This window comes from Pseudomonas sp. 57B-090624 (assembly GCF_003234055.1).
GTDB classification, from domain to species: Bacteria; Pseudomonadota; Gammaproteobacteria; order Pseudomonadales; family Pseudomonadaceae; genus Metapseudomonas; species Metapseudomonas tohonis.
The window spans coordinates 85435-111468 of record NZ_QKRU01000007.1; the positions used below are offsets into that span (position 1 = coordinate 85435).

General features: G+C 68.4%; 27 protein-coding genes. 9 read left to right on the forward strand and 18 right to left on the reverse strand.

Going from position 1 to position 26034, the window contains the following annotated elements; genetic code table 11:
* The first annotated feature begins 1 nt into the window (after position 1).
* From DMX10_RS05025 to DMX10_RS05035, 3 genes are read left to right on the forward strand one after another with little or no spacing between them, the layout of a single operon-like run.
* Positions 2-1066, forward strand: a complete 1065-nt coding sequence (locus DMX10_RS05025) for a SpoIIE family protein phosphatase (protein ID WP_111260058.1) — start codon at positions 2-4, stop codon at positions 1064-1066.
* A complete protein-coding gene (locus DMX10_RS05030; RefSeq protein WP_111260059.1) occupies positions 1067-3736 on the forward strand; it encodes a hybrid sensor histidine kinase/response regulator in 2670 nt (889 codons plus the stop codon).
* Between the two features lie 11 nt (positions 3737-3747).
* Complete coding sequence (locus DMX10_RS05035; protein ID WP_111260060.1) at positions 3748-4851, forward strand: two-component system response regulator; 1104 nt, start codon at positions 3748-3750, stop codon at positions 4849-4851.
* Between the two features lie 157 nt (positions 4852-5008).
* Here the strand turns inward: DMX10_RS05035 and DMX10_RS05040 are convergent, their stop codons facing one another.
* Positions 5009-5461 carry a BRO family protein gene (locus DMX10_RS05040; protein WP_111260061.1) on the reverse strand — a complete coding sequence of 151 codons (453 nt, stop codon included), beginning with the start codon at positions 5459-5461 and terminating at the stop codon, positions 5009-5011.
* 570 nt (positions 5462-6031) lie between these two features.
* Between DMX10_RS05040 and DMX10_RS05045 the strand changes: the two genes are divergently transcribed.
* Positions 6032-6712 (forward strand): helix-turn-helix domain-containing protein, encoded by a 681-nt coding sequence (locus DMX10_RS05045; RefSeq protein ID WP_111260062.1) that lies wholly within the window; start codon positions 6032-6034, stop codon positions 6710-6712.
* Positions 6713-6976: 264 nt separating this feature from the next.
* On the opposite strand, the gene DMX10_RS05050 is transcribed toward DMX10_RS05045, so the two are convergent.
* From DMX10_RS05050 to DMX10_RS05060, 3 genes are all read right to left on the reverse strand, one after another.
* Positions 6977-7624: a transglycosylase domain-containing protein gene (locus DMX10_RS05050; RefSeq protein WP_111260063.1), complete on the reverse strand. Its 648-nt coding sequence runs from the start codon at positions 7622-7624 to the stop codon at positions 6977-6979.
* Positions 7625-7823: 199 nt separating this feature from the next.
* Complete coding sequence (locus DMX10_RS05055) at positions 7824-8708, reverse strand: sterol desaturase family protein (protein WP_111260064.1); 885 nt, start codon at positions 8706-8708, stop codon at positions 7824-7826.
* A gap of 166 nt (positions 8709-8874) precedes the next feature.
* A complete protein-coding gene (locus tag DMX10_RS05060) occupies positions 8875-9138 on the reverse strand; it encodes a YebG family protein (protein WP_111260065.1) in 264 nt (87 codons plus the stop codon).
* Between the two features lie 269 nt (positions 9139-9407).
* On the opposite strand from DMX10_RS05060, the gene DMX10_RS05065 reads away from it, so the two are divergent.
* Positions 9408-9899, forward strand: coding sequence for a phosphate-starvation-inducible protein PsiE (locus DMX10_RS05065; RefSeq protein ID WP_111260066.1), 492 nt, complete (start codon positions 9408-9410; stop codon positions 9897-9899).
* 22 nt (positions 9900-9921) lie between these two features.
* On the opposite strand, the gene DMX10_RS05070 is transcribed toward DMX10_RS05065, so the two are convergent.
* The 4 genes from DMX10_RS05070 to DMX10_RS05085 all read right to left on the reverse strand — a co-directional run bounded on the left by DMX10_RS05070 (position 9922) and on the right by DMX10_RS05085 (position 14732).
* Positions 9922-10245 carry a DUF3509 domain-containing protein gene (locus DMX10_RS05070; protein ID WP_111260067.1) on the reverse strand — a complete coding sequence of 108 codons (324 nt, stop codon included), beginning with the start codon at positions 10243-10245 and terminating at the stop codon, positions 9922-9924.
* 364 nt (positions 10246-10609) lie between these two features.
* The gene (locus DMX10_RS05075) at positions 10610-13153 is read right to left on the reverse strand and encodes a TonB-dependent receptor (RefSeq protein ID WP_256604766.1); all 2544 of its coding nucleotides are present in this window, start codon (positions 13151-13153) and stop codon (positions 10610-10612) included.
* Positions 13154-13260: 107 nt separating this feature from the next.
* Positions 13261-14223 carry a FecR domain-containing protein gene (locus DMX10_RS05080; RefSeq protein WP_111260068.1) on the reverse strand — a complete coding sequence of 321 codons (963 nt, stop codon included), beginning with the start codon at positions 14221-14223 and terminating at the stop codon, positions 13261-13263.
* Entirely contained in the window at positions 14223-14732 is a 510-nt protein-coding gene (locus DMX10_RS05085) for a sigma-70 family RNA polymerase sigma factor (RefSeq protein WP_111260069.1), read from the reverse strand. The genes DMX10_RS05080 and DMX10_RS05085 overlap by 1 nt, the downstream gene beginning before the upstream one ends.
* A gap of 172 nt (positions 14733-14904) precedes the next feature.
* Between DMX10_RS05085 and DMX10_RS05090 the strand changes: the two genes are divergently transcribed.
* A complete protein-coding gene (locus tag DMX10_RS05090; protein WP_111260070.1) occupies positions 14905-15303 on the forward strand; it encodes a PA2779 family protein in 399 nt (132 codons plus the stop codon).
* The gene (locus DMX10_RS05095; protein ID WP_111260071.1) at positions 15303-16259 is read left to right on the forward strand and encodes a PA2778 family cysteine peptidase; all 957 of its coding nucleotides are present in this window, start codon (positions 15303-15305) and stop codon (positions 16257-16259) included. Before DMX10_RS05090 ends, DMX10_RS05095 begins: the two co-directional genes overlap by 1 nt.
* A 174-nt stretch (positions 16260-16433) precedes the next feature.
* Here the strand turns inward: DMX10_RS05095 and DMX10_RS05100 are convergent, their stop codons facing one another.
* The gene (locus tag DMX10_RS05100) at positions 16434-17306 is read right to left on the reverse strand and encodes a helix-turn-helix domain-containing protein (RefSeq protein WP_111260072.1); all 873 of its coding nucleotides are present in this window, start codon (positions 17304-17306) and stop codon (positions 16434-16436) included.
* A gap of 150 nt (positions 17307-17456) precedes the next feature.
* Between DMX10_RS05100 and DMX10_RS05105 the strand changes: the two genes are divergently transcribed.
* On the forward strand, positions 17457-18362 hold the full coding sequence (locus tag DMX10_RS05105) for a DMT family transporter (protein WP_111260104.1): 906 nt from the start codon (positions 17457-17459) through the stop codon (positions 18360-18362).
* Entirely contained in the window at positions 18359-18676 is a 318-nt protein-coding gene (locus DMX10_RS05110; RefSeq protein WP_111260073.1) for a cupin, read from the forward strand. Before DMX10_RS05105 ends, DMX10_RS05110 begins: the two co-directional genes overlap by 4 nt.
* Here DMX10_RS05110 and DMX10_RS05115 read toward each other — a convergent pair.
* The 9 genes from DMX10_RS05115 to DMX10_RS05155 all read right to left on the reverse strand — a co-directional run bounded on the left by DMX10_RS05115 (position 18673) and on the right by DMX10_RS05155 (position 26032).
* Positions 18673-18909, reverse strand: a complete 237-nt coding sequence (locus DMX10_RS05115) for a hypothetical protein (protein WP_111260074.1) — start codon at positions 18907-18909, stop codon at positions 18673-18675. The genes DMX10_RS05110 and DMX10_RS05115 overlap by 4 nt on opposite strands.
* A 58-nt stretch (positions 18910-18967) precedes the next feature.
* Positions 18968-19504, reverse strand: coding sequence for a GNAT family N-acetyltransferase (locus DMX10_RS05120; protein ID WP_111260075.1), 537 nt, complete (start codon positions 19502-19504; stop codon positions 18968-18970).
* Positions 19505-19758: 254 nt separating this feature from the next.
* Positions 19759-20490: a hypothetical protein gene (locus DMX10_RS05125; RefSeq protein ID WP_158545575.1), complete on the reverse strand. Its 732-nt coding sequence runs from the start codon at positions 20488-20490 to the stop codon at positions 19759-19761.
* Positions 20491-20673: 183 nt separating this feature from the next.
* Entirely contained in the window at positions 20674-21015 is a 342-nt protein-coding gene (locus DMX10_RS05130) for a hypothetical protein (RefSeq protein WP_111260105.1), read from the reverse strand.
* Positions 21016-21038: 23 nt separating this feature from the next.
* Positions 21039-21878 (reverse strand): SDR family oxidoreductase, encoded by an 840-nt coding sequence (locus DMX10_RS05135; RefSeq protein ID WP_111260077.1) that lies wholly within the window; start codon positions 21876-21878, stop codon positions 21039-21041.
* Between the two features lie 54 nt (positions 21879-21932).
* The gene (locus DMX10_RS05140; RefSeq protein WP_111260078.1) at positions 21933-22397 is read right to left on the reverse strand and encodes a multidrug transporter; all 465 of its coding nucleotides are present in this window, start codon (positions 22395-22397) and stop codon (positions 21933-21935) included.
* 168 nt (positions 22398-22565) lie between these two features.
* Positions 22566-24011: a mannose-1-phosphate guanylyltransferase/mannose-6-phosphate isomerase gene (locus DMX10_RS05145; RefSeq protein ID WP_111260079.1), complete on the reverse strand. Its 1446-nt coding sequence runs from the start codon at positions 24009-24011 to the stop codon at positions 22566-22568.
* A gap of 140 nt (positions 24012-24151) precedes the next feature.
* On the reverse strand, positions 24152-24796 hold the full coding sequence (locus DMX10_RS05150; protein ID WP_111260080.1) for an alginate O-acetyltransferase AlgF: 645 nt from the start codon (positions 24794-24796) through the stop codon (positions 24152-24154).
* An 87-nt stretch (positions 24797-24883) separates the two neighbouring features.
* Positions 24884-26032, reverse strand: coding sequence for an alginate O-acetyltransferase (locus DMX10_RS05155; protein WP_111260081.1), 1149 nt, complete (start codon positions 26030-26032; stop codon positions 24884-24886).
* Between the last annotated feature and the right edge of the window lie 2 nt (positions 26033-26034).

Here is a 26034-nt window from a genome sequence, read left to right on the forward strand (position 1 = left end):
CATGGCCGGGGAACGCGACGCCAGGGAGGCCCGCTACCCGTTGCGCCACGACGTGGACCTGCACCTGGCGGTGATGTCGGTGCGCCGGCTGCCCTTCCTTGCCGGCCTGTCCGAGGTGGACCGCGCGATGCTCTCCACCGTGGTGTCGGAGCTTGGCAGCAACATCCTCAAGTACGCCGTGAAGGGCGAGGTGACGCTGGCCCTCAACCAGGCCGAGGGTCGTCCCTGCATCGACATCGTCGCTCGTGACCAGGGCCCCGGCATCGAGGACGTGCACAAGGCCGTGCAGGACCACTACAGCACCTCCGGCACCCTGGGGCTGGGGCTGCCAGGCGTGCGCCGGATGATGTCCGAGCTGTCCATCACCCTGCCGCCGGAGGGCGGTACGCAGGTACTGGCGCGCAAGTGGCTGGGGCCGGCCCCCAATACCGCGCGTCTCTTCCTGCCGGAACCGGGCGCGGGGCGGGGGGGCCTGCAACTGGAATGGGCCAGCGAGAACCGCCCCTGCCACCCGGAGCGCGTTTCCGGTGACCTGGCCTTCACACGGGCAGGGCCGGACGGGGTGTCGCTGGTGCTGATCGACGTCAGCGGCCATGGCGCCTCGGCCCACCAGCTGGCCCGTGCCCTCGAGGCGGTTTTGCAGCAGACCCCGGAGCAGGAGCCCACCCGCCTGCTGCAGCTGCTGCACCAGCACTGCATCGGCACCCGTGGCGCGGCGGCCGGCGTGGCGCTGGTCAACGGCGAGCGCGGCGAGCTGAGCTACGCCGGCATCGGCAACACCCGCATCTGCCTGCGGGGCCGCGAGGCCTGGCGCGGCGTCTCCCGCGACGGCGTGCTCGGCGAGCGCTACCCAACGCCCTTGCTGCAACGCCAGCCGATCGATTCCGGGGATGTCGTGATGCTGTACTCCGACGGGGTCAGCGAAACGCTGAACCTGCGCGACGGCCTGCTCGACCTGGGTGCCGATCCGGCGTCACTGGCCCGCCAGGTCATCACCCACAGCGGGCGCAGCACCGACGATGCGAGCTGCATCGTGCTGCGCGTGCTGGCAGGCGAGGGCGGCTAGATGCGGCACGTGGTCGGCGACATCACCCTCAATGGCCCGGCCTCCGCGTTGGCGGCCCGGCGCAAGGTCGCGCAGGTGCTCGCCTGCATCGATCCGCACCCCGCCTTCATGGCGCCGCTGGCGAGCACCACCTCCGAGCTGGTACGCCAGTTGGCGGCCACCGTGCCCGCCCTGCACCTGCAGCTGTGGCTGGACGACAGGACCCAGGAGCTGGGGCTCGGCCTGTCGGCGGACCAGCCGCTGCAGCACCAGTTGCCCAGGGCCTTGCAGGGCGGCGTCCGCCTGCTCGTCCTGGCGGAGGGCGGGCTCGCCCTGTCCTGCCGGCTGCCACGCTGGCCCGATGCCGCGTTGCAGCGGCGCATGCGCCAGCAGTTCGCCGAGCCTTCCCGCGAGGAACTCTTCGCCCTGATGCAGGCCAAGAACCAGGAACTGGAGCAGGCCTATGTCCTGGCGGAAAGCGCCACCCGGGCCAAGAGCGATTTCCTCGCCAACATGAGCCACGAGATCCGCACGCCGATGAACGCCATCCTCGGCATGGCCCACCTCGCCCTGCAGAGCCCCCTCGACCCGCAGCAGTTCGACTACCTGAGCAAGATCCAGCGCTCGGCCCAGCACCTGCTGGGGATCATCAACGACATCCTCGACTTCTCGAAGATCGAGGCCGGCAAGCTGGACCTGGAGCGGATCGAGTTCGACCTCGACCACGTGCTGGAGAACCTCGCCACCCTGGTGGGGGAGAAGGCCGAGGCCAAGGGCATCGAACTGCTGTTCGAGATCGACCACCGGCTGGACACGCTGCTGCTCGGCGACCCGCTGCGCCTGGGCCAGATCCTGATCAACTACGCCAACAACGCGGTCAAGTTCACCGAGCAGGGCGAGATCCTGGTCAAGGTCAACTGCCTGGAGACCTGGCCGGAGGAGGTGCTGCTGCATTTCTCCGTGCAGGACACCGGCATCGGCATGAGCCCGGAGCAGCAGCAGCGGCTGTTCCAGTCCTTCCAGCAGGCCGACACCTCCACCACCCGCAAGTACGGCGGCACCGGGCTGGGCCTGGCCATCTCGCGGCGCCTGGCGGAACTGATGGGGGGCGAGGTGGGCGTGCACAGCGAGCCGGGCCAGGGCAGCACCTTCTGGTTCACCGCGAGGCTCGGCCGGGGGCGGCGACGCGCCCGCTACCTGCCCAGCCTGGACCTGCGCGGCCGGCGCATGCTGGTGGTTGACGACAGCCCCAGCGCGCGCAACATCCTCGCCACCCTGCTCGCCAGCATGACCTTTGCCGTGGATACGGCCGAATCGGGCCAGCAGGCGTTGCAGATGATCGCTGACGCCGAACAGGACGGGCGCCCCTACGACGTGGTGCTACTGGACTGGCACATGCCGGGGCTCGACGGCATCGAGACCGGGCGCCGGCTCATCGCGCGCGGCATGACCAGCCGGCCCCACCGCATCATGGTCACCGGCTACGGCCGCGAACAGGTGTTCCGCGAGGCCGAAGGCGCCGGGTTCGACCGGGTACTGGTCAAGCCGGTGTGCGCCTCCGTGCTGTTCGACACCCTCATCGGCCTGTTCGGCCAGCAGGCGACCTCCCTGCCCCAGCGCAGCGCCGGCCCGCCCGTGCCCCAGCGCTTCGATGGCGCGAGGATTCTCCTGGCCGAGGACAACGAGCTGAACCAGCAGGTCGCCAAAGGGCTGTTGCGGCTGGTCGGCGCCGAGGTGGTGGTGGCCGAGAACGGCGCCATTGCGGTGGAAATGGCCGCCCAGGTGCCCGTCGACCTGATCCTCATGGACATGCAGATGCCGGTGATGGACGGCCTGGCTGCGACCCGTTGCCTGCGCGAGCGCGAGCAGGGCGGGGCGCGCATCCCGATCCTGGCGATGACGGCCAATGCCATGGCCGGCGACCGCGAGCGCTGCCTGGAGGCCGGCATGGACGACCACATCGCCAAGCCCATCGACCCCGAGAAACTCTATGCCGCCCTGCTGCGCTGGCTGCCCGCCTTCGCCCACCAGGCCGAGGCGCCGAGCGAGCCGCCAGCCCCGCATCCGGCCTCGCCGGAGCATGGGCTGGAGCCGCTGCAGGCACTGGGCCTGAACGCCGAGACGGCGTTGCAGCGCCTGATGCACAACTGGCAGTGGTACGAGGACCTGCTGCGCAGCTTCGCCCGCCAGGGCAGCCAGCCCATGCAGAACCTGGTCGCCGCCCTGCGGGCCGGCCAGCGGGAGGAAGCGCACCGTCATGCCCACACCTTGAAGGGCATCGCCGCCACCCTGGGCGCCGAGTCGCTGCGGGAACTCTCCGCCCGGCTCGAAGGCGCCCTGTCCGGGCAGGAAGACCTCGGCGGCCTCCTGGCCCTGGCCGAGGAAGGCGTGCAGCTGCAGCAGCGCCTGGCCGAGGGCCTGCAAGCGCTGCTGCCGGCGGAGAACGCCGCCCCGCCCGGGCAGGAGGCACCCGACATGCCCGGCCTGGTGGCACGCCTGATGGCCCTGCTGGCCGATGACGACGCCGATGCCCTGGCCCTGTTCCAGCAGCACCGGCCATCGCTCGACGATGCCCTGGGCGGCGCTGCGCCGGCCATGGCAGAGGCCATGACGCAGTTCCGCTTCACCGATGCCCTGGCACATCTGCACGAACTCCGGACCGCCAGGCCCGACCTGTTCAACATGGAGTGAGGTCACCTTCGATGCTCAACCTGATGGATCCCGACAGCAAACCCACCCTGCTGGTGGTCGACGACACGCCGGAGAACCTCTCGCTGCTCAGCGCCCTGCTGGGGCCCCACTACCGGGTCAAGGTCGCCATCAATGGCCAGCGCGCCCTGGACATCCTCGCCTCGGGCACCCGGGTGGATCTCATCCTCCTCGACGTGGTGATGCCCCACATGGACGGCTACCAGGTGATGCAGGCGCTGCAGGAAATCCCCCAGGCGCGCGGCGTGCCGGTGATCTTCCTCACCGCCCAGGTGGAGGAGAGCGCCGAGGCCCACGGGTTGGCCCTCGGCGCCGTGGACTACATCCACAAGCCCATCACCCCCGCCATCGTCCTCGCCCGGGTGCGCAACCACCTGGAACTGAAGACCGCGCGGGACCTGCTCTACAACCAGAACGCCTACCTCGAACAGGAGGTGGAGCGGCGCACCCGGGAGAACGAGCTGATCCAGAACATCACCATCCACTCCCTCGCGTCCCTCGCCGAAACCCGCGACAACGAGACCGGCAACCACATCCTGCGTACCCAGCACTACGTGAAGCTGCTGGCGGAGGAATTGTGCGACCACCCGCGCTTCCAGGATGAACTCACGCCCAAGACCATCGACCTGCTGTTCAAGTCCGCCCCCCTGCACGACATCGGCAAGGTCGGCGTGCCGGACCGGATCCTGCTCAAGCCCGGCAAGCTGGAGCCCGAGGAATTCGCCCAGATGAAGAACCACCCCATCCTGGGCAAGGAAGCCATCGTCCACGCCGAGGAGGCCCTGGGGGTGGAAGTGGAGTTCCTGCGCCTGGCCAAGGAGATCGCCTGTCACCACCATGAGAAATGGGACGGCAGCGGCTACCCGACCGGGCTGGCCGGTGACGAGATCCCACTCTCCGCGCGGCTGATGGCCCTGGCCGACGTGTACGACGCGCTCATCAGCAAGCGCTGCTACAAGGCCGCCATGCCTCACGAGGACGTGGTGCCGATCATCCTCGCGGGGCGGGGCAATCACTTCGACCCGGACATCACCGACGCCTTCGCCCGCATCCACCCCCGGTTCCAGGACATCGCCCGGCGCTTCCACGACGACTAGGCCAAGGGGCTCCAGGCCGCTCCCGCAGCAGGCGGCATGCCCGTAGCCCGGGGAATACCGAGCGGCACGGGTCTTCCCCGTGGGAGCGAATTCATTCGCGATCAGGCCCGGCGCACGGACCTTCGCGGTTGAAACCGCTCCCACAAAAGTGACCTGCCTAGCCCGAGTACACCAGGCTCGGCATGTCCTCCAGCGGCACCCAGAGTTCCCCCTGCCAGTCGAGCATCACCACCCGCGTGCCCTGCCAGGCCAGCAACACGCGACGCGGCACCTGGCGGTCACACGCATGGGCATCGCGCAGCGTGGGAATCACCTGGCGATTGAGCCAGCGCTCCAGGTGCGGGTTCTCGGGGTGGCCGAAGCGCACCAGCGCCTTGTACAGGCCGGCCTCGCTGATCACATCCACCGGTTCCTCCAGGCCGCTGGCGCAGGCGAGGAACACGCGCCGTGCATGGTCGCCGCCAAGGCGACGGTGCAGGGTCTGCGGATGCTGCACGCCCAGGATGCGGGCGAAATCCTCCGCGACGAACCAGGGCTGGTTGTCCAGCATCAGCGCGCGCAGCGGGCGGTTGTGGCGGTAGAAGGAGAGGGGGATAAATGCATCGTGCATGGTGAAGCTCCATCTCTGGGTACAGGAGCCGCCACTCTGTTTCGTCAAGGTAAGGGTGGCGGACCACGCGGGGTTGACGAACCGGCGAGATGTAGACCGGCAGACCTCAGGGTCTCCCCGCGCAGTCCGCCATTGAGCGATGTGGAGGTTTGCAGGCTCGGGCACGTCTGCAAAAGGCATGCGCCGCCCTCCACATGTGCCAGTGGGCACGATGCGCCATCTCTTCGGGCCGTCAACGCCCGGTCGCGGGATTGACCGCGACCGCCGGAGGATAGGGAGGGGGTACTGAGCGAACAATCGGACTGCTGGGGAGATCGTCCCGTTTGCATGTCAGAAGATGGCGATGAAAGGAGGCGGAGCGCGTGAGGTTAGCGAACCGGCAAGACGGGAACCGGCAGACCCGAAGGTCTCCTCACGCGACCCGCCATAACGCCAGGCAAATCGACAAGGACAGCACCCTAGGCAGACGACCTTCGAACTGCAATGGGCTTGGGCTCGGCAGCTTCCTCTTGCCCTATCGGCCTCCGCCCCCCAATGCTGTCCGCCCCGCAACCGACAACATGTCCCCCGATGATCGAATCCCCCTGGCAAGGCGCCCTCTGGCTGGCCCACGACTTCTGCCTGATCGACGGCGCCAATGGCGACACCGGCTCCCATGCCCATTACGCCCACCAGGTGCTCATTGCCCGCGAGGCCCAGGTTCACCTGCGGGTGGAAGGCGAGCCGGTGGGCGACCAGGTGGTGCTGGTGGAATCCATGCGCGAGCACGCGCTGGCCCTGCCTGGGCAGGCATTGCTGGCCGTCTACGCCGAACCCCTGGCCTTCGCTCCGCAGGCGTTGCTGGCCCTGGTGGCCGACGCCGGCACGGGTCTGCAGACCCTGGCCGAACGCCTGCTGGCCGCGCCGCGCCCGACGCTGGACGCTCGCCTGCAACGGGCCCTGGACGAGGTGGACGAGCTGCTGGCCGACAAGGTCAGCGCCCAGGCCCTGGCCAACCGCGCCTGCCTGTCCCTGAGCCAACTGGAGCGGCTGTTCGGCGAGCAGGTCGGCCTGTCGGTCCGCCGGCTGGTGCTCTGGCGCCGACTGCGCCTCGCCGTGCGCCTGGCCCTGGAAGGCCACTCCCTCACCCAGGCCGCCCACGGCGCCGGCTTCGCCGACGCCTCCCACTTCTCCCGCACCATGCGCGCCACCTTCGGCATCCGCGCCGACCGCAACCTCGGCAACCTGCAACTGCGCCTGCTGGGCGACTGAGGCCGCCCCTACAGGACACGGCGCAATCGTAGGGTGGGCTTCAGCCCACGCGGTGCCTGTGTTGGTGGGCTGAAGCGGAACGCCGCCCGGCCCACCCTACGACGGAGCGCCTTTGCTGCCGGTTGCAGCGGTGTAGGGGCGAATTTGTTCGCCCGCTTTTGGGCATTGGGGCCGCTGCGCTGCCCTTGGCGACTGAAGTCGCCCCTACAGGGCACGGCGACCTTTCATGCGGTGTGACCATGGGGGGCGCGGGTGTCACCCACTTTACGATGCGTCTGCGCTGTCCGTTATCGGTTGTCCACAGGTGGCTTCCAGGTCTCTTGCGCGGATGAGTCGCTCCGAAGCCTCCGAGCCAGGGGCGAAGTGCTTGGGCGCGCGGACCATCACCACCAACGCCGCCAAGTCATGGCAGTCCAGCTCGCGAAGAGGGCGTTCGAAGTAGTGCAAGGCGGCCGCCTCCAGCCCCGTTCCCGCAGGTGAGAGGGCCTGTGCACTCCACAGGGCCGCCATGGCCTCGTGGTCGTAGCTGATATTCAGCGACAGTTGCCACGCGATGCCGTCCAGATGGCGCCACAGACTGGAGCGGTAGAGGTCTTCCTTGGCCGTGATGAAACGTGCGACCTGCCCGGTGATCCTTGCGTCAGGCCCATCCAACCAATGAACAGGAGTGGGACGTGCGGGATTGTCCTGGACGTTTGCCCAGACGAGGCCCCTCAGCATCCGCAGGTGCGGCGCCGGCCCCTGGTAAGGCACCAGGCTCTCATCCAGCTCCGACTTGGCCGGCAGGAAACGGGTGACCACGAAGACCAGGTAGGCGCCCACCGGTATGAGCAGCAGCACGAGCAGCAGCCGGAAGAGCCAGCGTACGAAGGCTATGGCAATCGAGGTGGGTGTGTAGGTTCGTGTTTGCATCGTTCATCCCTGTGTACGAATGCGCATCCTAAGGGAGGTCGCCTTTACAGGGCACGGCGCAATCGTAGGGTGGGGCGCCATTTCTGCCGGTTGCATAGGTGTAGGGGCGAATTCATTCGCCTGCTTCTGGGTAGGGGCCGCTACGCCGCCCTTGGCGACTTAAGTCGCCCCTACAGGCTCCTACATGGGGTTCGGCGGCCTACGAACGCATCAATTCCTGCGGCACCTCCGGGCTGGGTTGTTGGGCTGGGCTTTTGCGGAAGGGGTCGGCCAGCTGCGCGAGGTAGGCGTCGGGGTAGTCGGGGCGGCTGCCGATGCCCAGGTCGTCGCCGCGCATGCGGTAGTCGCTGTGGAAGGCGGTGCCCAGCAGGCGGTCCCAGAGGCTGAAGAACAGGGCGAAGTTCACATCGCCCGCGCGGCCGTATTTCATGTGGTGGAAGCGGTGCACCGGCGCCCAGGCGAACAGGTGGCGCAGCGCGCCGATGCGCATGTCGACGTTGCTGTGCTGGAGCAGCAGCTGCAGGGTGATGGCCAGGGCGAGGAGGGCGGCGACCCGTTCCGGCATGCCCAGCAGCAACAGCGGCAGGGTGCCGGCCAGGGCTTCGCAGCCCAGGTGCAGCGGGTGCTTCATCAGGCCGTTGAAGCCGTACATGCGCTTCACGCTGTGGTGCACGGCGTGCAGGCGCCAGAGGAAACCCACCCGATGGCTGGCGTAGTGCATGAGGGTGATGCCCAGGTCCGCGACGATGATGGCGGCCAGCAGTTGCAACGCCAGCGGCCAGTGATGGGGCCAGAGCCCGGCCTCCGGCAGCAGCGCCGCACTCAACGGGATGACCAGGATGCCCAGGCAGTTGAGCCCTTCGTTGACCAGCGCGTGCAGCGAGTCGCGCAGGCGGTCGCCGTGGTTTCGGTTCCAGGCCCGTTCATAGGGCAGCCAGGCTTCGGCGAGAAAGCAGGCGGTGATGGCCGGGATCAGCAACAACAGCAACCAGCGCAAGGGCAGGTGCTCGGTCATCCACAGGGCCAGGGCGAGAAAGCCGAGGAGAAAGACCGGGGCATAGAGGCAGGCGAACAGACGGCGCATGGCGAAGCTCCTTCATAAGGGGCTTGCAGCATGCGATCGGGCGGTGGCCTGGGGCTTGAACAAACGGCGCAAGGTGCCGGCGCGGACTTTTGCCGGGCAAAAAAAAGCCCGCTGGGGCAGCGGGCTCGGTGCAGGACGGGCATGCCTGCAATGAGGGGTGTTGGGGTCATTCCTCGGCGGGGACGGCGTCCAGTTCGGCGAGGGCGTCTGGCTGGTTCTTGAAGGCGCGGGCGAAGATGTCGCGGTTGCGCGCCATGTAGATGCCCAGGTCCTCGACCTGCTGTTCGCTCAGCGAAGGCACGGCCTTGTGCAGGACGGTGGCCAGGGACTCGGCCAGTTCGAGCATCTTGTCGTAACGGTCGGCTTCGGCTTTATCCATGAACAAGCGCTCCGGGTCGCGGCTGCTGCGGTACACCACTTCGACGGCCATTCATCACCTCTCACCTTTGAAATCGGTCTGTAAGATACTGGATGTGTGTACAGTATATGGGTCGGATTTCTCCGTCAACAGATGTCATTCATAGGCCATGCCAGCCGCTACGTCCTGCTGCTCGTCGGCCCCTGCGACAACCTGTCCCGTGGCGTCTGGTCGCACCCGCGCATCTCATTGGGCCGGGACCGCTGGCCTTCATCCTGCAAGGTCGGATCGTCATCCCGGTGATGCACCATCGCCACCAAGACGTACCGAGGAGCTGGATCGTGAAAATCAAATGGGCTGAAGAGCTGCGCGGCAATGTGCACGGGCTGGCCGAGTCGCTGGGCAACCTGCTGGTGGAGAGCTTCCACTACCTGGCGTTGTTCGCCATCGGGGGGATCACCGCCTGGGCGGCGGTGGTGGCGTTCCTGGGCATGGTGGAGAAGGGGCACATCACGGTGGATGACATCCTGCTGCTGTTCATCTACCTGGAGCTGGGCGCGATGGTGGGGATCTACTTCAAGACCAACCACATGCCGGTGCGCTTTCTGATCTACGTGGCGATCACCGCGCTGACGCGCCTGTTGATCTCCGACGTTTCGCACCATAACCGCCCCGACGAGAGCATCGTGTATGTCTGCGGTGCGATCCTGCTGCTGGCGCTGTCGATCCTGGTGGTGCGCTTCGCCTCGTCGCGATTCCCCTCGGAGGCCAGTGACAGCTTGAACCCGAGGCGGCGCCTGCAGGTGGCGCGCGGTGGCGAAGGGGACGCCTGAGCACGAGCGCCCGTGAGGGCGCTCAGATACCGACGGCGAGCGGGCCGGTGACCCGACCGGGCTGGCGCTCGACCAGCGTGGGGAGGGCCTTGCCTCCCGTCATGGCGCTGAGCATTTCCCCGACGTTGTGCCCTTTTTCGATGGCGATGCCAAAACGGATGCTTTCGATCACCCGCTCCAGGCGCTTCGGATCGTTGCGCTGCGCGGGGCTGATCATGCGCCGCGCGACCACGCCGGTCTCATCGGCCAGGGTGAGCATGATGTTGCCGTCCAGGCGCTCCAGGCTGAGGTTGACCCGGTAATCGGCCTGGAAGGCGTCGGTCAGAATCTGAAAGGGGTTGTACATGGCGAGCTACCTGAGTTGTTGACGCATGGAGCGATTGACTGAGGCTGGCTCTGCAAAGTTCGATCCCATTGGACGAACGGAAAACCGGTTTCACGACGCCTGTCGCAAACGGCCAATTCCGTGTCGTTCGGTCAGGAGTCTGATGAGGGGGGAGCCCGGACTTCAGTCCGGGGTTGGCGGAGGCCCCTCCCGGGCTGAGGCCCGGGCTACGGTGCATGCGTTCGGCCTTCGTCGCGGATGAATCCGCTCCCACTGCGGCGTTTACCCATCACACCGACGGTGGACCGATGAAGCGTGGTCCACCCTACGCACCGAGGGGGCGATGTAGCCCGGACTTCAGCCCGTGGCCTGTATGGGGCGGGGCTCAGAACTCGACGCTGTAGCTCAGGCTGTAGGTGCGGCCACGGCCGTGGTAGTCGAACAGGTCGGCGGTGGCGTTGGTGCCGTAGAACACCTGGGCGCGCTGGCCCCAGACGGTGGTGTAGTCCTTGTCCAGCAGGTTCTGGATGCCGAAGTTGAGGGTGCCCACCGGCAGCGCCTGGCTGCCCAGCAGGTCGAAGGTGGTGTAGCCGTCGATCTTGTGGTCGTTGCCGTCGAAGGTGCCGCTGGCCAGGACGTTGCCATCGTCGCTGAGGTTGAAGCTGCGCACGGCCTGCAGGCGCAGGCTGGTCTCGCCGTTCTGCCAGCCGGCGAAGGCGGTGAGCTTGGACGGGCTGGCGGCGGTGACGTCCTGCTTCTGCCAGCGCTGGGCGATCTTCTGCTGGGAGCGGATGGCCAGGGCGCTGGCGCCGATCTGCCAGTTGTCGTCCAGCCAGTAGGTGGCCTGGCCTTCGAGGCCGTAGTTGCGCTTCTTGTTGTCCAGCTGCTCCACCAGCAGGGTGGTGCGGTTGTAGGTGATGCTCTTGTCCGACCAGGCGTAGAAGGCCGCCAGCTGGGCATCCAGGCCATCGGCGTAGTGGCGCCAGCCGAGCTCCACCTGCTTGGTCTTGATGCCGTCCAGGGCCGAGTCCTCGACGTTGACGTGGCGGCCCAGGCTCCAGTGGTTGCCCACCAGGGTGTAGCTGCCCTGGCCGTAGTACTTGGCCGGGTCGGGCAACTCGAAGCCCTCGGAGTAGTTGGCCCAGACCTGCTGCGCCTTGCTCAGCTTGTAGACGGCGCCGGCGTTGTAGAGGTCCACCTGGTAGTCCTTCGAGCCGCCGGGCACGGCGTCGGCGCTGGTGCCGTTGCCCTTGCTGATCTGGATCTGCTGGGCGGCGGCGACGAAGGAGCCGACGTCGTTGCCGATGCGCTGGTGGCGCACGCCGGCGGACAGGGTCAGGTCGTCGGTGGCCTTCCAGCTGGCCTGGGCGAACAGCGATTTGCTGTCGGTGTCGATGCCTGGGTAGCGGCCGACGCGGGCGTACTCGTCGGCCACCAGCCCGCCGGTGTTGGCGGCGGTATCGAGGTTGAACAGGGCCTGGTCGGAGTCGAAGCTCTCCCACTCGAAGTCGGCGCCGTAGGTCAGGCTGACGCGGTCCCATTCCTTGACCAGCACGGACTTGAGGCCGAAGTAGTCGGTGTCCTGCTGCGAGGCGGAGTAGTAGGAGCGGTTGGTGTCGATGGCGCCGCTGGCGAAGGTGATGGAGGGGTACGGCTGGAACGCCATCTCCTCGCTGCGGTAGTAGGCCTGCAGGTAGAAGTCGTGGCCCAGCACCTCCGGCACGTGCCAGGTGGCGTTGAACTGCTGGCGCTCGGTGTGCGGTTCGCGGTCGAAGCTGGCGCCGCCTTCCACTTCGAAGGGCGTCTGGCCGCGCAGGCCCTGGAAGTTGCGCCCCAGGTTCACGCCCTTCTCGCCGTCGTAGCCGGAGTCGTACCACTGCATGCCCAGGTTCAGGGTCTGGCCGTTGGCGAAGGCGAAGTCCAGGCTGCCCATCACGTCCACCGCCTGGTTGTACTGCAGGTCGGTCTGGGTGATGTCGAGCATCACCTGGTCGCCGTTGCCGTCGTAGGCGGCGCCGTTCTTCTGGTAGGCCACCGAGACGCGGCCCTTGACCTGCTCGCTGCCGCCGCTGACCGACTGGGCCACGCGCCAGTCGTGGTCCTGGTGGGTCTCGAAGCCGCTGCGCACGCCGATTTCGCTGGTGAAGCGCGCCTCGCCCGCCTCGGCGCGTTTGGTGACGATGTTGATGATGCCGCCGGTGGCGCCGCCGCCGTACACGGCACTGGCGCCGGAGAGCACTTCGATGCGCTCGATGTTGAACGGGTCGATGGAGTCGAACTGGCGGCTGATGCCCCGGGAGCTGTTCAGCGACACGCCATCGATCATCACCAGGGCGCTGCGGCCGCGCATGTTCTGGCCGTAGTTGGTGCGGCCCTGGGGGCCGATGTCCAGGCCCGGGATCAGTTGCCCGAGGGCTTCCTTGAGCGGCACGCCGCCCTTGGTCTGCTCCTGCAGCTGCTGGCTGTCGATCACCCAGACGGTACCCGGCAGCTCGCTGATGCTCACCGGCGCGCGGGAGCCGATCACCACCTGGCGGTCGATCTCCAGCGCCGCGCCTTCGGAGGCGGTGTGCAGGCTGAAGCCACCGTCGGCGGCCTCGGCGCGCAGGCCGCTGTCGGCGAGCAGGTGGTCGAGGCCCTCGGCCACGGCGAATTCGCCCTTCAGGCCCTGGGTGCTGCGGCCCTGGGTCAGCTCCGGGCTGAAGGCCAGCAGCACGCCGGCTTCGCGGCCGAAGCGGTTGAGCGCGGGCTCCAGGGCACCGGCCGGGATGTCGAAGGCCTGGCGCTGGTCGGCACCGATCACCGCCTCCTGGGCGCTGGCGACGGTGGGCAGCCCGGCGGCGGCCAGGCTCAGGCCCAGCAGCAGCGGTTGCAGGGCACGGGCCAGGGGCGTGCGGGTGAAGCGGCGGAGGGTCGGGTCGGCGTTCATGGTGGCACTCGTCGAGAGAGGGAAAGGGGTTCTGCCTTCCCTGTCACGCGAGGCCGGGAAAAAGGTTCAGGTCGGTGGAAATTTTTTTCACAGGGCCGATGCGCGGCTCAGGAGGCGGCCCTGGGGTGCACGCTGATCCAGTAGCGGGTGACGCTGCGCACCTCCACCGGCAGGGTGCGCGGCAGCAGGGCGAGGATGCGGTCGGTGTGGTCCAGCGGGTAGGTGCCGGACAGGCGCAGGTCGGCGATGGCCGGGTCGCAGCCGATGCGCCCGTGGCGATAGCGGCCGAGTTCGGCGAGGAAGTCGCCCAGGCGCATGGCACTGGCCACCAGCATGCCGTTGATCCAGGCCACGCTGTTCTCGTCCACCGCCTGGGCCGCCCCGCCGCCACGGGCGTCGAGGTCCAGGCGCTGGCCGGGGTGCAAGGCCAGGCGCTGGCCATGGCTGAACACCTGGGCATCGCCGGCGAACAGGCTGACCTGGCTGCGGCTGTCCTGCAGGCGCACGGCAAGGCGACCGCCGTTGAGCAGGACCAGCCCCTGGGGCGTTTCCACCCGCAGCGGGCGAGCCTCGTCCACCGCGTCCACCAGCATCTCGCCCTGGTGCAGGTGGAGCAGGCGCTGGCGGGCGTCGAAGCGGATGTCCAGCGCGCTGTCGGTGTTCAGCGACAGGGTCGAGCCATCGTCCAGGGTCAGGTTCCGCCGCTCGCCCACGGCGGTGCTCTGGTCGGCGCGCAGGGCCAGCAGCGGCTCGCTGTCCCGCACCGCCAGGGCGCCGCCACCGGCGATCACCAGCAGGGTGAGCAGCTTCAGGGCGTCGCGACGGCCGCGCGAGGTGGGGGCATCCAGGGCGGCAAGGGCAGTGGGCGTGTTCAACCCGCGCAGGCCCTGGTTGACCGACTCGATACGCTGCCAGGCGCGCTCGTGCTCCGGGTCGGCGGCGCGCCAGCGTTGCCAGTCCTCCTCGCGCTGGCGCGACGGCGTGCCGTCCTGCAGCTCCACCAGCCACTGCACGGCCTGGGCGGCGACGGCGGGGGCGATGCGGTGCTCGCCGCTCTTGCGCAGGGCCATCAGAGGCACTCCGCGAAGTAGCAGCGCTCGGCGGCCTTGGCCATGTAGCGCTTGACGCTGGAGAGGGAGAGGCCGAGCTGTTCGGCGATCTCGGCGTAGGTGCAACCGTCCACCTGGGCCAGCAGGAAGACCTTCTTGGCTTGGGGCGGCAGGCCGTCGAGCAGGCGGTCCAGCTCCACCAGGGTCTCCAGGATGATGGCGCGGGCCTCCTCGCTGGGGACCTCGTCCTCCGGCAGCGCGGCGAGGGCCAGCAGGTAGGCGCGCTCGATGTCCTGGCGGCGGTAATGGTTGGCCAGCACGCGCTTGGCGAGGGTGGTGAGGAACGCCCGGGGTTCGAGGATGCGGTGCGCCTCGCGCCCCAGCAGCACCTTGAGGAAGGTGTCCTGGGCCAGGTCGGCAGCACTCTGCGGGCAGCCGAGCTTGCGCTGCAGCCAGTGGCGGAGCCAGCCGTTGTGGTCGCTGTAGAGCTTGTGCAACGCCTGCTCGGGGGCTGCCGGGCTGTGGGTCAAGGAGGGCTCCGGAAGGGGGATTCGGCAATGGATCAAATAGGAATGCTTCGCATTCTATTTGTGCCGTGGCCATTGCGCAATGCGGCGGTGAACACCGGGCGATCGGACGGTGGAACCCGGGAAGCGAGGCGCGGGTCAATCGATCACAACAACAGAATCCAGGAGAACCACCATGCTCAATCCCGCCATCAACCGCCGACTCGCCGCCGTGCTGGTCGCCAGCCAACTCACCTTCTTCGCCCAGGTGCCGCTGGCCCAGGCCGCCATGATCGGTACGCCCCAGGCGCTGCAGGAACAGCAGCAGCAGGTCGACCGCGCGCAGCTGCGCGGCATGCTCGACAACCAGGACGTGCAGAAGAAGTTGCAGGAGTACGGGGTGCCCCGCGAGCAGGTGGAGGCGCGCATCAACAGCCTCACCCCGGCCGAGCTGGCGCAGTTCAACCAGCAGCTGCAGCAGGAGCCCGCCGGTGCCGGCGTGGTCGGCATCATCGTGCTGTTCCTGGTGATCTTCATCATCACCGACATGCTCTGCGCCACGGATATCTTCAGCTTCATCAAGTGCATCCGTTGATGCGTGTGCTGCGGCCGGGGCTCCTCGCCCTGGCCGTGCTGCTCGGCGGTTGCGCCAGCGGCCCGCTGCTGCCCCCGCAGAGCGGGCGGCTGCCCGAGCGCATCGAGCTGGTGGACGTGCCCTTCTACCCGCAGGAGGACTACCAGTGCGGCCCGGCGGCGCTGGCCACGGTGCTGGTGCACCGCGGCGTGGCCACCTCGCCGGAGGCGCTGGTGCCCAAGGTCTACCTGCCCGAGCGGCGCGGCAGCCTCAAGCTGGAACTGGTGGCGGCGGCGCGGCAGAGCGGCATGCTGGTCTACCCGCTGCAACCCAGCCTGGATGCCCTGCTGGCCCAGGTGGCGGAGGGCAACCCGGTGCTGGTGATGCAGAACCTCGGGCTCGACTGGTACCCGCAATGGCACTTCGCGGTGGTGGTCGGCTATGACCGTGCGAAGGACGAGCTGGTGCTGCGTTCGGCCACCACACGGCGATGGGTCACCGACCTGCGCAGTTTCGATCGCACCTGGGCGCGCGCCGAGCGCTGGGCGGTGGTGACCCTGCCCCCCGAGCAACTGCCGGCCGAGCCGCGCCTGGAAGCCTGGATGCAGGGTGCCAGCGACCTGGAACAGACCGGCCAGCGCGAACGCGCCGAACGGGCCTACCTCACGGCTTCCGGGCACTGGTACCGCGAGCCGCTGCCGTTGTTCGCCCTGGCCAATGCGCGCTACTCCGAGGGCGACCGCGAGGGCGCGGAGAAGGCCCTGCGCCAGAGCATCACCCGCAAGCCGGACTATGCCCTGGGCTGGTTCAACCTCTCCGAGCTGCTGGCCGAACGCGGCTGCCTGGGCCAGGCCGAACAGGCCCGCGCCTGCGCCCGCCAGCTGGCCCCGGACGACACGCGCATGGCCGCACCCCTCGGTGACGCAGCCAAGGCCGGCGGCCGTTGTGAAGCCGTGCCAGCGTGCGGGGGGCAATGATTTCCCTGTAGGGGCGAATTCATTCGCCCAGCGGCGCCACCTTCATCGCCCAGCGGATGGGGCGACGTTCTCCTGATCGTCTTTCTCGATGGGCGCGCCGCATTACGTGGCACCCGTAGGATGGGTAGAGCTCCGCGAAACCCATCACGTCGGCGCCCCCAGGAGGCCCGTCGCTCACCCCATCGCGGCCCGGTATTCCCCGGGCGTGCCGCCGACCGCGCTGCGGAAGCGGTTGCTGAAGTGGCTGGCGCTGGCGAAGCCGCAGGCCAGGGCGACCTCGCCCAGGGGCAGGGCGGTGCGGGCCAGCAGGTGGCGGGCATGGGCCAGGCGGCGGGCGAGGACGTACTGGTGCGGCGGCAGGCCGAAGCTTTCGCGGAACATCCGCGCGAAGTGGTATTCCGAGAGCGCCGAGAAGGCCGCCAGCTCGCCCAGGCTCAGCGGCTCGGCCAGGTGTTCGTCGATGTAGTCCATCAGCCGCTTGCGCACCGCGGGGGCGAGGCCACCCTTGAGTTGCGGGCCCTGGCGCAGGCCGACCTGGGTCAGCAGGGTGTGGCCGAGCATCTCGTGGGCGAGGCTGCTGGTGAGCATGCGCTCGCCGGGTTCGTTCCAGTCCAGGCGGATCAGGCGGTGAAAGCGTGCGGCTTGCTCGGCGTCGTCGAGGAAGGTCGCTTCGCGCATTTCCAGCTCGCGCGGTTCACGGTCCAGCAGGGTGACGGCGGCGTGGGCGAATTGCGCCGGGGCGATGTACAGATGCGCCAGGCGGATCTCGCCGTTGATCACCCAGGAGGACTCGTGCCCGGCGGGGAGGATGCACAGCTTGTCCGGGGCGCCCTTGGTGTCCGGGCGCTCGCGGCGGAAGGTGCCGGTGCCGCCGGCCAGGTAGCACGACAGCGTGTGCAGGCGGGTGCCCTGGTAGTCGCGGGCGTCGTGGTGGTTGCTCCACAGCGCCGCGCCCATGCCATCGCCCAGCTCGGCGGCATGCTCCAGGCGGGCATGGGGCGAGCTGGCGAGGGACTGGAAGACCTGGTTCTGCAGGAGTGACGACATGCTCGGGGCAACCGCGGGGCTTGGGTGTTCATGCTAGCGCGGGCGCCCGCGCGACGCAGCGGGGCGGCGCAGATAAGCGCAAGTTTTTGCAAGCGCGCCGACGGGCTGCGCGGGAGACTGGGCACACGACGCACCACCCGGATGACCGCCATGAATCTCTCGCTGTACCTGCTCACCGTCCTGATCTGGGGCACCACCTGGATCGCCATCAAGCTGCAGATGGGCGAGGTGGCGATCCCCGTGTCCATCGCCTACCGCTTCGCCCTGGCCGCCGTGGTGCTGTTCGCCATCCTGCTGCTCGGCCGCCGCCTGCAGAAGCTCGACGGCCGCGCGCAGATGATCTGCCTGGCCCAGGGTCTGTGCCTGTTCTGCGTCAACTTCATGTGCTTCTACACCGCCAGCCAGTGGATCCCCAGCGGGCTGATCGCCGTGGTGTTCTCCACCGCCACCCTGTGGAACGCGCTGAATGCACGGGTGTTCTTCGGCCAGCGCATCGCCGCCAACGTGCTGGCTGGCGGCGCCCTGGGCCTGGCCGGGCTGGCGCTGCTGTTCTGGCCCGAGCTGGCCGGCCACCAGGCCAGCCGCGAAACCCTGCTGGGCCTCGGCCTGGCGCTGCTGGGCACGCTGTGCTTCTCCGCCGGCAACATGCTCTCCAGCCTGCAGCAGAAGGCCGGCTACCGGCCGCTGACCACCAACGCCTGGGGCATGTTCTACGGCGCCTCGCTGCTGGCCCTGTGGTGCCTGGCCAGCGGCACGCCCTTCGCCATGGAGTGGAACACCCGCTACCTCGGCTCGCTGCTGTACCTGGCGATCCCCGGCTCGGTGATCGGCTTCACCGCCTACCTCACCCTGGTGGGGCGCATGGGGCCGGAGCGCGCGGCCTACTGCACGGTGCTGTTCCCGGTGGTGGCGCTGAACATCTCGGCCTTCGCCGAAGGCTACACCTGGACCGCCCCGGCGCTGCTCGGCCTGGTGCTGGTGATGGCCGGCAACCTGCTGGTGTTCCGCAAGCCGAAAGCGCCGGTGGCCACCGCGCCCCTGGGGAGCCGCGCATGAGCCAGCGCGTGGTCCGCAGCCGCGACTTCACCGCCGAGCGTGCCTGGGGCGCGCTGGACATCGCCAACCTCGACGGCACCACGGTGCGCCTGCACTGGACCGACCAGCCCTACATCTGGCACGTCAACGACGGCAGCGAAGTCTTCGTGGTGCTCGATGGCGAGGTGGAGATGCGCTACCGCGAGTGCGGCGAGGAGCACGCGGTGCTGCTGGGCGTGGGCGACCTGTTCCACGCCGGCCCCGGTTGCGAGCACGTGGCCCACCCCCGTGGGGCGGCGCGCATCCTGGTGGTGGAGCGCGAGGGCAGCGTCTAGCTCGCCTCGTCGGCCTTCTTCGCCCCGCGCAGGTTCATCGCCGCGAGGCACAGTTGCAGCACGATCAGCGCCCAGGCGTGGGCGTGCAGGCCCCAGGCGATCCACAGGGCGTTGCTGGCCAGGAACACCCAGAAGCCGATGTGGCGCCGGGCGGGTGTCTTCGAGCCGATCAGCCAGGCGGCGGCCACGGTGACCAGCATGGCCGGCCATTGCAGCAGGTCGAGATAGTCCATCGGATCCCCCCTTGTTCTCTTTTTAGTGAGGCGGGGAGGGCAACGGTTCCAACGTTTTTCAGGTCTCCAGGGGCTGGTTGAAGAACAGCGCGACTTCCTCGGGCGCGGTCTCGCGCGGGTCGTAGAGCGCGGTGTCCAGGCCGCTGAAGGCGAAGCCGGATTTCAGGTAGAAGCCGATGGCAGGGTGGTTGCTGCTCTGGGTTTCCAGCCACAGGCAGCGCGCGCCGCAGCTGCGGGCGAATGCCGTTGCCTGGTCCAGCAACCGCCGGCCCAGCCCCTGGCCCTTGCAGGCCGGCGCGACGAACAGCGCGCTCAACTCGGCGCTGCGGTTCCACTCATCCAGGCGCACGCAGGCGAACCCGGCCAGGCTGCCGTCCTCGGCTTCGGCGGCGACGGTGAAGTCCGCGTCCTCGACATCCTCGGCGAACCCCTCGGCGTCGTAGCGCTTGCGGAAGGGCGCCGCGCGGCGTTCCTCGACCAGCGCAAAGGCCAGGCCCTGCCGCTCCACGCGGTAGATGAGAGAGGTGTCGTAGCCGGCCTCGAAGGCGCTCAGGGCTTCGGCGTCGCGGGGCAGTTCGAGGGGGCGCAGGTGCATGGTGTCCGTTCCTTTGGTGAGAGGGAGGATTCTACTGGGGTCGGCTCACCAGCGGTGCTTGACCGGGCATCGCATGGTGGATGCAAAGAGCGGCATCCACCCTACACACCGGTGAAGCCCGTGTGGGGATGGGCGTAGGTTGGCGCCGAGCGCAGCGAGGCCCAACGGGCGGGGGGCGGGATCGCTGCGTTGGGTTTCGTGCCTCAGCGGAGCGCCGCCCTGGCCAACCTACGGGGCGTGCCTTGGAGGAGCGCTCAGTCCAGCAGGCAGGCGAGCAGGTCGGGCGGCACCTGGGGGGCTTCGCGCAGGAACAGCTCATGGATCAGCGCGTAGCGCTGGCCTTTCGGGGTGGTGCCAACGTAATAGCTCGCCACCGAGTAGCCCTGGCCGGCAGGCGCGAGGAGGAAGCTCATGGGACCAAGGCGCTCGTATTCGGCCTCCACCAGCAGCCAGCCATTGCGGTGGGCCAGCCTGTTCAGGCGCTTCATCGCGACCTTCTGCTGGCCATCCTCGGCGAGGCGTTGCTCGATGGCTGCGAATGCCTGGGCGTAGGCGCTCGGTGACTCACGGCGAGGGCAGGTGGGGTCGGGCGGTGGTGGCGGTGCCTTCTCGGCGATGACCCACTCGGGCTCGTGGCTCCGTCCCTTGCGTGGCTCCGTGCTGATCAGGCCCATGTAGAGGGTCGAGGCCTCGTCGCCGAGGGTCACGATTTCCTGGCGGCTGGCCAGCAGCGTGCCGTCGGGGGCCTTGCAGTCGACGCGGACGGTGTACAGATCGTCGCCGAATGGCGACACCATCATGCCGTCGTAAAAGGCGGCCTCGCGGATTTCTGACGAGGATGACTTCCCCGTCGAGTTTCGAATGAACGACTCGCATTTGGAGCGCGCGAACAGCCGGGGTTCGATGGTGCCTTCCACCGTGACAATGGCATCGCACCCCGCGAGTGTTGCAGCTACCAGCGCCAGTGCTGTCAGTCTTCCCTGCATTTTGCCGCTCCTTGTCCACCGACGGGCGTGCCAGCAGGTCGCGTTTATAGCCTGAGGCCGTGATGCTCGGGAAGAGTCTGCTGGTGGATGCGAAGAGCGGCATCCACCCTACGCAGCGGTGAAGCCCGGGCGCGACGGCGATGTAGGTTGGCGCCGAGCGCAGCGAGGCCCAACGGTGCGGGGTCAGCGGCGGGGGAGGAGGGTTAACCAGGCGAGGACGGGGTAGCAGAGGTAGTGCAGGAAGAACAGGAAGACGGCCATGGGGCTGGGTTGGTCCTGCAGGGTCATCATGCCGAGCAGGCCGAGGTAGAGGACGCCGAGCAGGGCGCCGTAGCCGACGAGGATGCGCCAGGCCTCGCCCCGGGTCGGGGCGCGGCGCTGGATGAGGCGGAAGGCCCCGGCGAGCAGCAGGGCGACGGCGCCGGCGATGATCAGGGTGGCGAGCAGGCCGCCGACTTTGACCAGGCTGCGCAGGGCGAGGTTGAGCACCATCGCCAGCACGACGCCGCCGATGGCGTAGCGCATCGGGAAGGTGGGGCGCGGGTCGTTCACGGGCGCTCCAGGGCCACGTCGAGGCCGAAGCGTTTCTTCAGCACCGATTCCAGCAGGCCCTTGGGCAGCAGCGCGGCGAGCAGCGGCAGGGCGCGGCTGCCATTGCCCAGGCGCAGCAGGCGCGGGCGCGGGTGGCGCTGGGCGGCGGCGAGCAGGTCGCGGGCGAATTCGGTGGCGGGGGTGGGGTTGTCCTGGGAGGCCTTGGCGCGGGCGCGGATGCCGTCGCGGATCGGCCACCAGGGCGAACCCTCGGCGATCACCGCCTCGGCTTCGCGGCTGGCGTTGGCACCGAAGCTGGAGGCGATGGCGCCGGGCTGCACTTCCATCACGTCGATGCCGAAGGGGGCGAGCTCCAGGCGCAGGGCGTCGGAGAGGGCGTGCACGGCGGCCTTGGAGGCGCAGTAGGCGCCGGCGAAGGGGGTGACCAGCACACCGGAGACGCTGCCGATGTTGACCACCAGGCCGCGACTGGCGCGCAGCACGGGGAAGCAGGCGCGGGTCAGGCCGATCAGGGAGAAGACATTGGTCTCGAACTGCCGGCGCAGGGCGTCGGTGCCGCCGTCCAGCAGCGGGCCCATGGCGCCGTAGCCGGCGTTGTTGACCAGCACGTCGAGGCGGCCGATCTCCCGTTGCAGGCGCTCGCCCAGCTGCGCCACCGCGGCCTCGTCGTTGACGTCCAGCTGCACGCCGGTGAAGCCGGCGACGTTCAGGGCGTCGACGTCATTGGCCTTGCGCGCGCAGGCCCAGACGCTGTAACCGGCGTGCTTGAAGGCATCGGCCAGGGCGCGGCCGATGCCACTGGAGCAGCCGGTGATGAGGGCGACGGGTTGGCTCATTGCTGGGTTCCTTGTTGGTCTTGTTGTGAGGGAGGCGGGGCGGCGGTTCGCGCATCAGTCGGCGAATCTGCCATGTAATCGCTCGGCGCGGAACTCCAGGGTCTGCGGACGGTAGCCGCTGCGCAGGGGCGGCACGGGCAGGCAGTGGCTCCAGTCGGCGCCGGCCTGCAGGCGCGGCGGGCCGAGGGAGCGTTCGGCATCGAAGGCCGACTGGGTGAGGTTGATGGCGTCGCCCGGACGGTAGGCCTGGATCACCCAGGCGAGGTCCAGCAGGGTGGTGCTGCTGCCGTTGTGCACGCGGATCTGCAGCGGGCGGTCGGCGGGGCACGCGTCGGGGGCGTAGGTGACGCGGACGTCGAGCAGGGCCAGCTGGCGGTCCACCACGCGCTCTTCCCAGAGCACCCAGGCGGCGACCAGGCCGATGCCGAGCACGGCGACCAGCGAGATGGGCAGGGCCTTGGCGGGTTGGCGGATGACCAGGATCAGCCAGGTCAGGGTGAGGATCGCACCGATCAGCATGGGGACGCCCGTGGGGATTGGAGGGGCTCAATGCTAGCGCATTACGCCGGGGCGATGCGGGTGGATGGTGGTGCCGGGCGCGGGGGCCCGGCGGGGCCCCCTTGGGTTGGCGCACGCCATCCCCCTGCTGGCACAGGGGGAATGGGCCTCCCGATGGGGGAAGGAGGCTCAGCGTGCTGTCACATGGCTCACGGAGACGGAGTCGCTGCGGCCGTAGACGTCTTCCAGGCGCTCGATGTCGTCCTCGCCCAGGTAGCTGCCGGACTGCACCTCGATGATCTCCAGGGGGATCTTGCCGGGGTTGGTCAGGCGGTGCACCGCGGTCATGGGGATGTAGGTCGACTGGTTCTCGGTGAGCAGGAAGGTCTTGTCGTCACAGGTCACCTCGGCGGTGCCGGAGACCACGATCCAGTGCTCGGCGCGGTGGTGGTGCATCTGCAGCGAGAGCTGCGCGCCGGGCTTGACGGTGATGTGCTTGACCTGGAAGCGGCCGCCCATGTCCACCGAGTCGTACGAGCCCCAGGGGCGGTACACGGCGCAGTGGTTCTGGGTCTCGCTGCGGCCCTGGGCGTCCAGTTCGTTGACCAGCTTCTTGACGTCCTGCACGCGGTCGCGGTGGGCGATCATCATGGCGTCCTTGGTCTCGACGACGACGATGTCCTCCAGGCCGATCACCGACACCAGCTTGCCGTTGCCGTGCACCAGGCAGTTGTGGCTGTCGTGCACCACCACGTCGCCCTTGGTGACGTTGCCGTCCTTGTCCTTGTCGTGCACTTCCCAGATCGAGCTCCAGCTGCCGACGTCGTTCCAGCCGGCGGAGAGCGGCACCACGCAGGCACGCTGGGTCTTCTCCATCACCGCGTAGTCGATGGAGTTGTCCGGGCAGCAGGCGAAGGTGGCGGCGTCGATGGTCACCGTGGTGCCGTCGCGCTGGCTGCGTTCCAGGGCCAGCAGGCAGGTGTCGTAGATGTCCACGTCGTGGTGCTTGAGCTCGTCGAGGAAGCGGCTGGCGCGGAACAGGAACATGCCGCTGTTCCAGAAGTAGTCGCCGGAATCCACGTACTGCTGGGCACGCTCGGCGTCGGGCTTCTCGACGAACTGGGCGACGCGGCTGATGCCGTCCGGCAGGCTGCCGGCCGAATCCTTGCCACGGATGTAGCCGTAGCCTGTTTCGGGGCGCAGGGCGGGCACGCCGAACAGCACCATCTCGCCCTTCTCGGCGGCGATGGTGGCCAGGGCCAGGGCCTGCTGGAAGGCGCGCTGGTCTTCCAGCACGTGGTCGGCCGGCATCACCAGCATCAGCTCGTCGCGGCCTTCGGCCAGCAGCTGCATGGCGGCGATGGCGACGGCGGGCGCGGTGTTGCGGCCGAAGGGTTCGAGCAGCATGGCCTGCGGGGTGATGCCGATGGCGTCCAGCTGCTCCTGGACGATGAAGCGGTGATCCTTGTTGGCCACCAGCACCGGGGCCTGCATGCCTTCGAAGTTCAGGCGCTCCAGGGTCTGCTGGAACAGGGTGTGGTCACCGGTCAGGGCCAGGAACTGCTTGGGGTATTGCTTGCGCGAAAGGGGCCAGAGTCGGGAGCCGCTACCGCCAGAGAGGATCACAGGAATCATGGGTGTATCTCCTAGAATCGTTCATCGTTTGTGGATAGGTTTCTCATCACATCGATCACTGATTTCTGTCTTGTAGTCCCACTGTCTCGTGCGGCGGGTACGAAGCGTTCGCCCGGGGCGCGAGCCCCGGGCCGGGTACATCAGGATTCGGCCGGGCGCTTGACCCAGACCGGGGAGAGCTTGCCGCCGCTGCCGGTGATGTAGAGGCAGACGACTTCGCCGCGTTGCAGCGAGACGGGCTTGAGGTCACTGACCTTGCGGGTGCCGTCGAACAGGGCGAGGTTGACCTTCACCGGGTTGATCTCGCGCTCGCCGCGGCCCTGGGCGGCCACGTCCTCGACCACGGCGGTCTTGCCGTCGGCGGTCTTGACGGTGAGCTTGGCGTCGGAGAGGTTCTGCACCCGCAGCAGGGCCTTCTGCTTGTTCTTGAAGGGCGGCTCTTCCACCAGCTTGGGTTCGGCACCCGGCTGGTTGACCAGGGTGTAGTAGCGGTCGGCTTCCAGTTTCACCGGCAGGTTGGTGGCGCCGACCTGGGCGCTGTAGTTGCCCGCGGGCAGGAACTTGAAGTCGCTGGAGCCGAGCGGGGCGACATCGTTCAGCGCGGTGTTGCCGACGTTGACGCTGAGTTCGCTGCTACCGGCGTTGTAGGCGCGGACGAAGGCCGATCCCTTGGGTGCCTGGGGCCCGTAGAGCCCGCCCTCGTCGGCCTGTGCATGCACGGCGGCGAGGCCCAGGGCGATGGCGCAGGCGTACGACGTCCAGTTACGTTTCTTCTGTCGGTTCATGGTGTTCCTCCATCTTTCTTTCTTGGAATGGCCCGGTGGGGCCACAGTCGTCGAGGGCTCGCGGGGCGGGCCCTCACTGCTGGGTTTCTAGTTGGCGGCGGCGGCCGCGAGGCGCTCGCCGGGGTTGCCGCCCTTGCGCAGCTCGGCGATCCACTGCGGGTCGAATTCGCTGAGGTCGTTGGGCATGGGCAGGTAGCGCTCGGGGAATTCCCAGATCACCAGTTGCGGAGCGGCGTCCTTCAGCTCGTCGCTCTTGAGGTACTTGAGCATCGGCAGGATCGGGCCGTGGCCGTCCTCGGCGTGGTTGACCAGGTCGCGTTGCAGCGACTGGCGCAGCGCACCGGCGAAGTTCCAGTTCTGGTTGGCGCTGTAGCTGGTGCCCACCAGCACCACCGGGACGGTGCTGTCGGCGAACAGGGAGTCGCCGCTGGCCTCACCTTCGACCGCGGCGCGGGTCTCGCGTTTCTGCAATTTGTCCGGGGCCGGCATCAGGTTCTCGAACATCGGGTCCAGGGGCAGGAAGCGGGTCAGGTCGCCCTTGTAGTCTTCGTTCTTCACCGCCTCGGTGACGTACTCCTGGGCGTCGCCCGAGAGCGGCGCCGCACTGCGCACGGCCTCGCCCAGGGCGTTGGCCACCACCTCGGCGCCCAGGGGCGTCCAGTGGGTGTCGGTACGCAGGAAGACCTGGCCGTTGCTCTTGGCCTGCTCCAGGGTACCGAGCAGGTCCGGGGCGATGATCCCGGCCTTGCGCGCGGCGCCGCGGAACTGGGCGTAGAGGTCCTGGCGCAGGGCGGTGGGGCGGGCATCGCCCGTGTACTCGGGGTACAGGCGCGATTTGGACGGCACGATGGCCAGCACCAGGGTCACGCCCCGGTTGGCCAGCTCGTCGCGCACGCCCTGGATCATCGCCAGGTTCTCCTGCAGGTGGCGGCTGCCATCGGCGACGGGGTCGAATTCCTCGTCGGAGAACAGCCAGCCGTCCTTGCCGATGACCACGCCCTGGCGGCCTTCGCCGAACAGGCCGAAGTCCACCAGCGCCCAGAGGTTGGTGCCGATCTGCTTGATCGGGAATTGGTCGTCGTAGTGCTTCTCGAAGGCATGGGCCAGCTTGCCGTTGAGCACGGTGGTCTCCTTGGCGACGCTGAAGCCGACGATGCCGCGCATGGACCACAGGCTAAGGGCCAGCAGCATGCCGGCGAAGACGACGATGTAGAGGGTGTTTGCAGTTCTGCTCATGG

Bases quoted from the DNA above. Each gene is read 5' to 3' on its own strand.
- DMX10_RS05155 (WP_111260081.1), bottom strand. From the start codon at position 26,032: ATGAGCAGAACTGCAAACACCCTCTACATCGTCGTCTTCGCCGGCATG.
- DMX10_RS05130 (WP_111260105.1), bottom strand. From the start codon at position 21,015: ATGCGCTACGCCATCGGCGGCGTCGTGCTGGCGATGGTGCTCAACCTC.
- DMX10_RS05110 (WP_111260073.1), top strand. From the start codon at position 18,359: ATGAGCCAGCGCGTGGTCCGCAGCCGCGACTTCACCGCCGAGCGTGCC.
- DMX10_RS05145 (WP_111260079.1), bottom strand. From the start codon at position 24,011: ATGATTCCTGTGATCCTCTCTGGCGGTAGCGGCTCCCGACTCTGGCCC.
- DMX10_RS05135 (WP_111260077.1), bottom strand. From the start codon at position 21,878: ATGAGCCAACCCGTCGCCCTCATCACCGGCTGCTCCAGTGGCATCGGC.
- DMX10_RS05075 (WP_256604766.1), bottom strand. From the start codon at position 13,153: ATGAACGCCGACCCGACCCTCCGCCGCTTCACCCGCACGCCCCTGGCC.
- DMX10_RS05060 (WP_111260065.1), bottom strand. From the start codon at position 9,138: ATGGCCGTCGAAGTGGTGTACCGCAGCAGCCGCGACCCGGAGCGCTTG.
- DMX10_RS05150 (WP_111260080.1), bottom strand. From the start codon at position 24,796: ATGAACCGACAGAAGAAACGTAACTGGACGTCGTACGCCTGCGCCATC.
- DMX10_RS05070 (WP_111260067.1), bottom strand. From the start codon at position 10,245: ATGTACAACCCCTTTCAGATTCTGACCGACGCCTTCCAGGCCGATTAC.
- DMX10_RS05095 (WP_111260071.1), top strand. From the start codon at position 15,303: ATGCGTGTGCTGCGGCCGGGGCTCCTCGCCCTGGCCGTGCTGCTCGGC.
- DMX10_RS05040 (WP_111260061.1), bottom strand. From the start codon at position 5,461: ATGCACGATGCATTTATCCCCCTCTCCTTCTACCGCCACAACCGCCCG.
- DMX10_RS05105 (WP_111260104.1), top strand. From the start codon at position 17,457: ATGAATCTCTCGCTGTACCTGCTCACCGTCCTGATCTGGGGCACCACC.
- DMX10_RS05045 (WP_111260062.1), top strand. From the start codon at position 6,032: ATGATCGAATCCCCCTGGCAAGGCGCCCTCTGGCTGGCCCACGACTTC.
- DMX10_RS05140 (WP_111260078.1), bottom strand. From the start codon at position 22,397: ATGCTGATCGGTGCGATCCTCACCCTGACCTGGCTGATCCTGGTCATC.
- DMX10_RS05030 (WP_111260059.1), top strand. From the start codon at position 1,067: ATGCGGCACGTGGTCGGCGACATCACCCTCAATGGCCCGGCCTCCGCG.
- DMX10_RS05100 (WP_111260072.1), bottom strand. From the start codon at position 17,306: ATGTCGTCACTCCTGCAGAACCAGGTCTTCCAGTCCCTCGCCAGCTCG.
- DMX10_RS05025 (WP_111260058.1), top strand. From the start codon at position 2: ATGGCCGGGGAACGCGACGCCAGGGAGGCCCGCTACCCGTTGCGCCAC.
- DMX10_RS05035 (WP_111260060.1), top strand. From the start codon at position 3,748: ATGCTCAACCTGATGGATCCCGACAGCAAACCCACCCTGCTGGTGGTC.
- DMX10_RS05115 (WP_111260074.1), bottom strand. From the start codon at position 18,909: ATGGACTATCTCGACCTGCTGCAATGGCCGGCCATGCTGGTCACCGTG.
- DMX10_RS05125 (WP_158545575.1), bottom strand. From the start codon at position 20,490: ATGCAGGGAAGACTGACAGCACTGGCGCTGGTAGCTGCAACACTCGCG.
- DMX10_RS05080 (WP_111260068.1), bottom strand. From the start codon at position 14,223: ATGGCCCTGCGCAAGAGCGGCGAGCACCGCATCGCCCCCGCCGTCGCC.
- DMX10_RS05090 (WP_111260070.1), top strand. From the start codon at position 14,905: ATGCTCAATCCCGCCATCAACCGCCGACTCGCCGCCGTGCTGGTCGCC.
- DMX10_RS05055 (WP_111260064.1), bottom strand. From the start codon at position 8,708: ATGCGCCGTCTGTTCGCCTGCCTCTATGCCCCGGTCTTTCTCCTCGGC.
- DMX10_RS05050 (WP_111260063.1), bottom strand. From the start codon at position 7,624: ATGCAAACACGAACCTACACACCCACCTCGATTGCCATAGCCTTCGTA.
- DMX10_RS05120 (WP_111260075.1), bottom strand. From the start codon at position 19,504: ATGCACCTGCGCCCCCTCGAACTGCCCCGCGACGCCGAAGCCCTGAGC.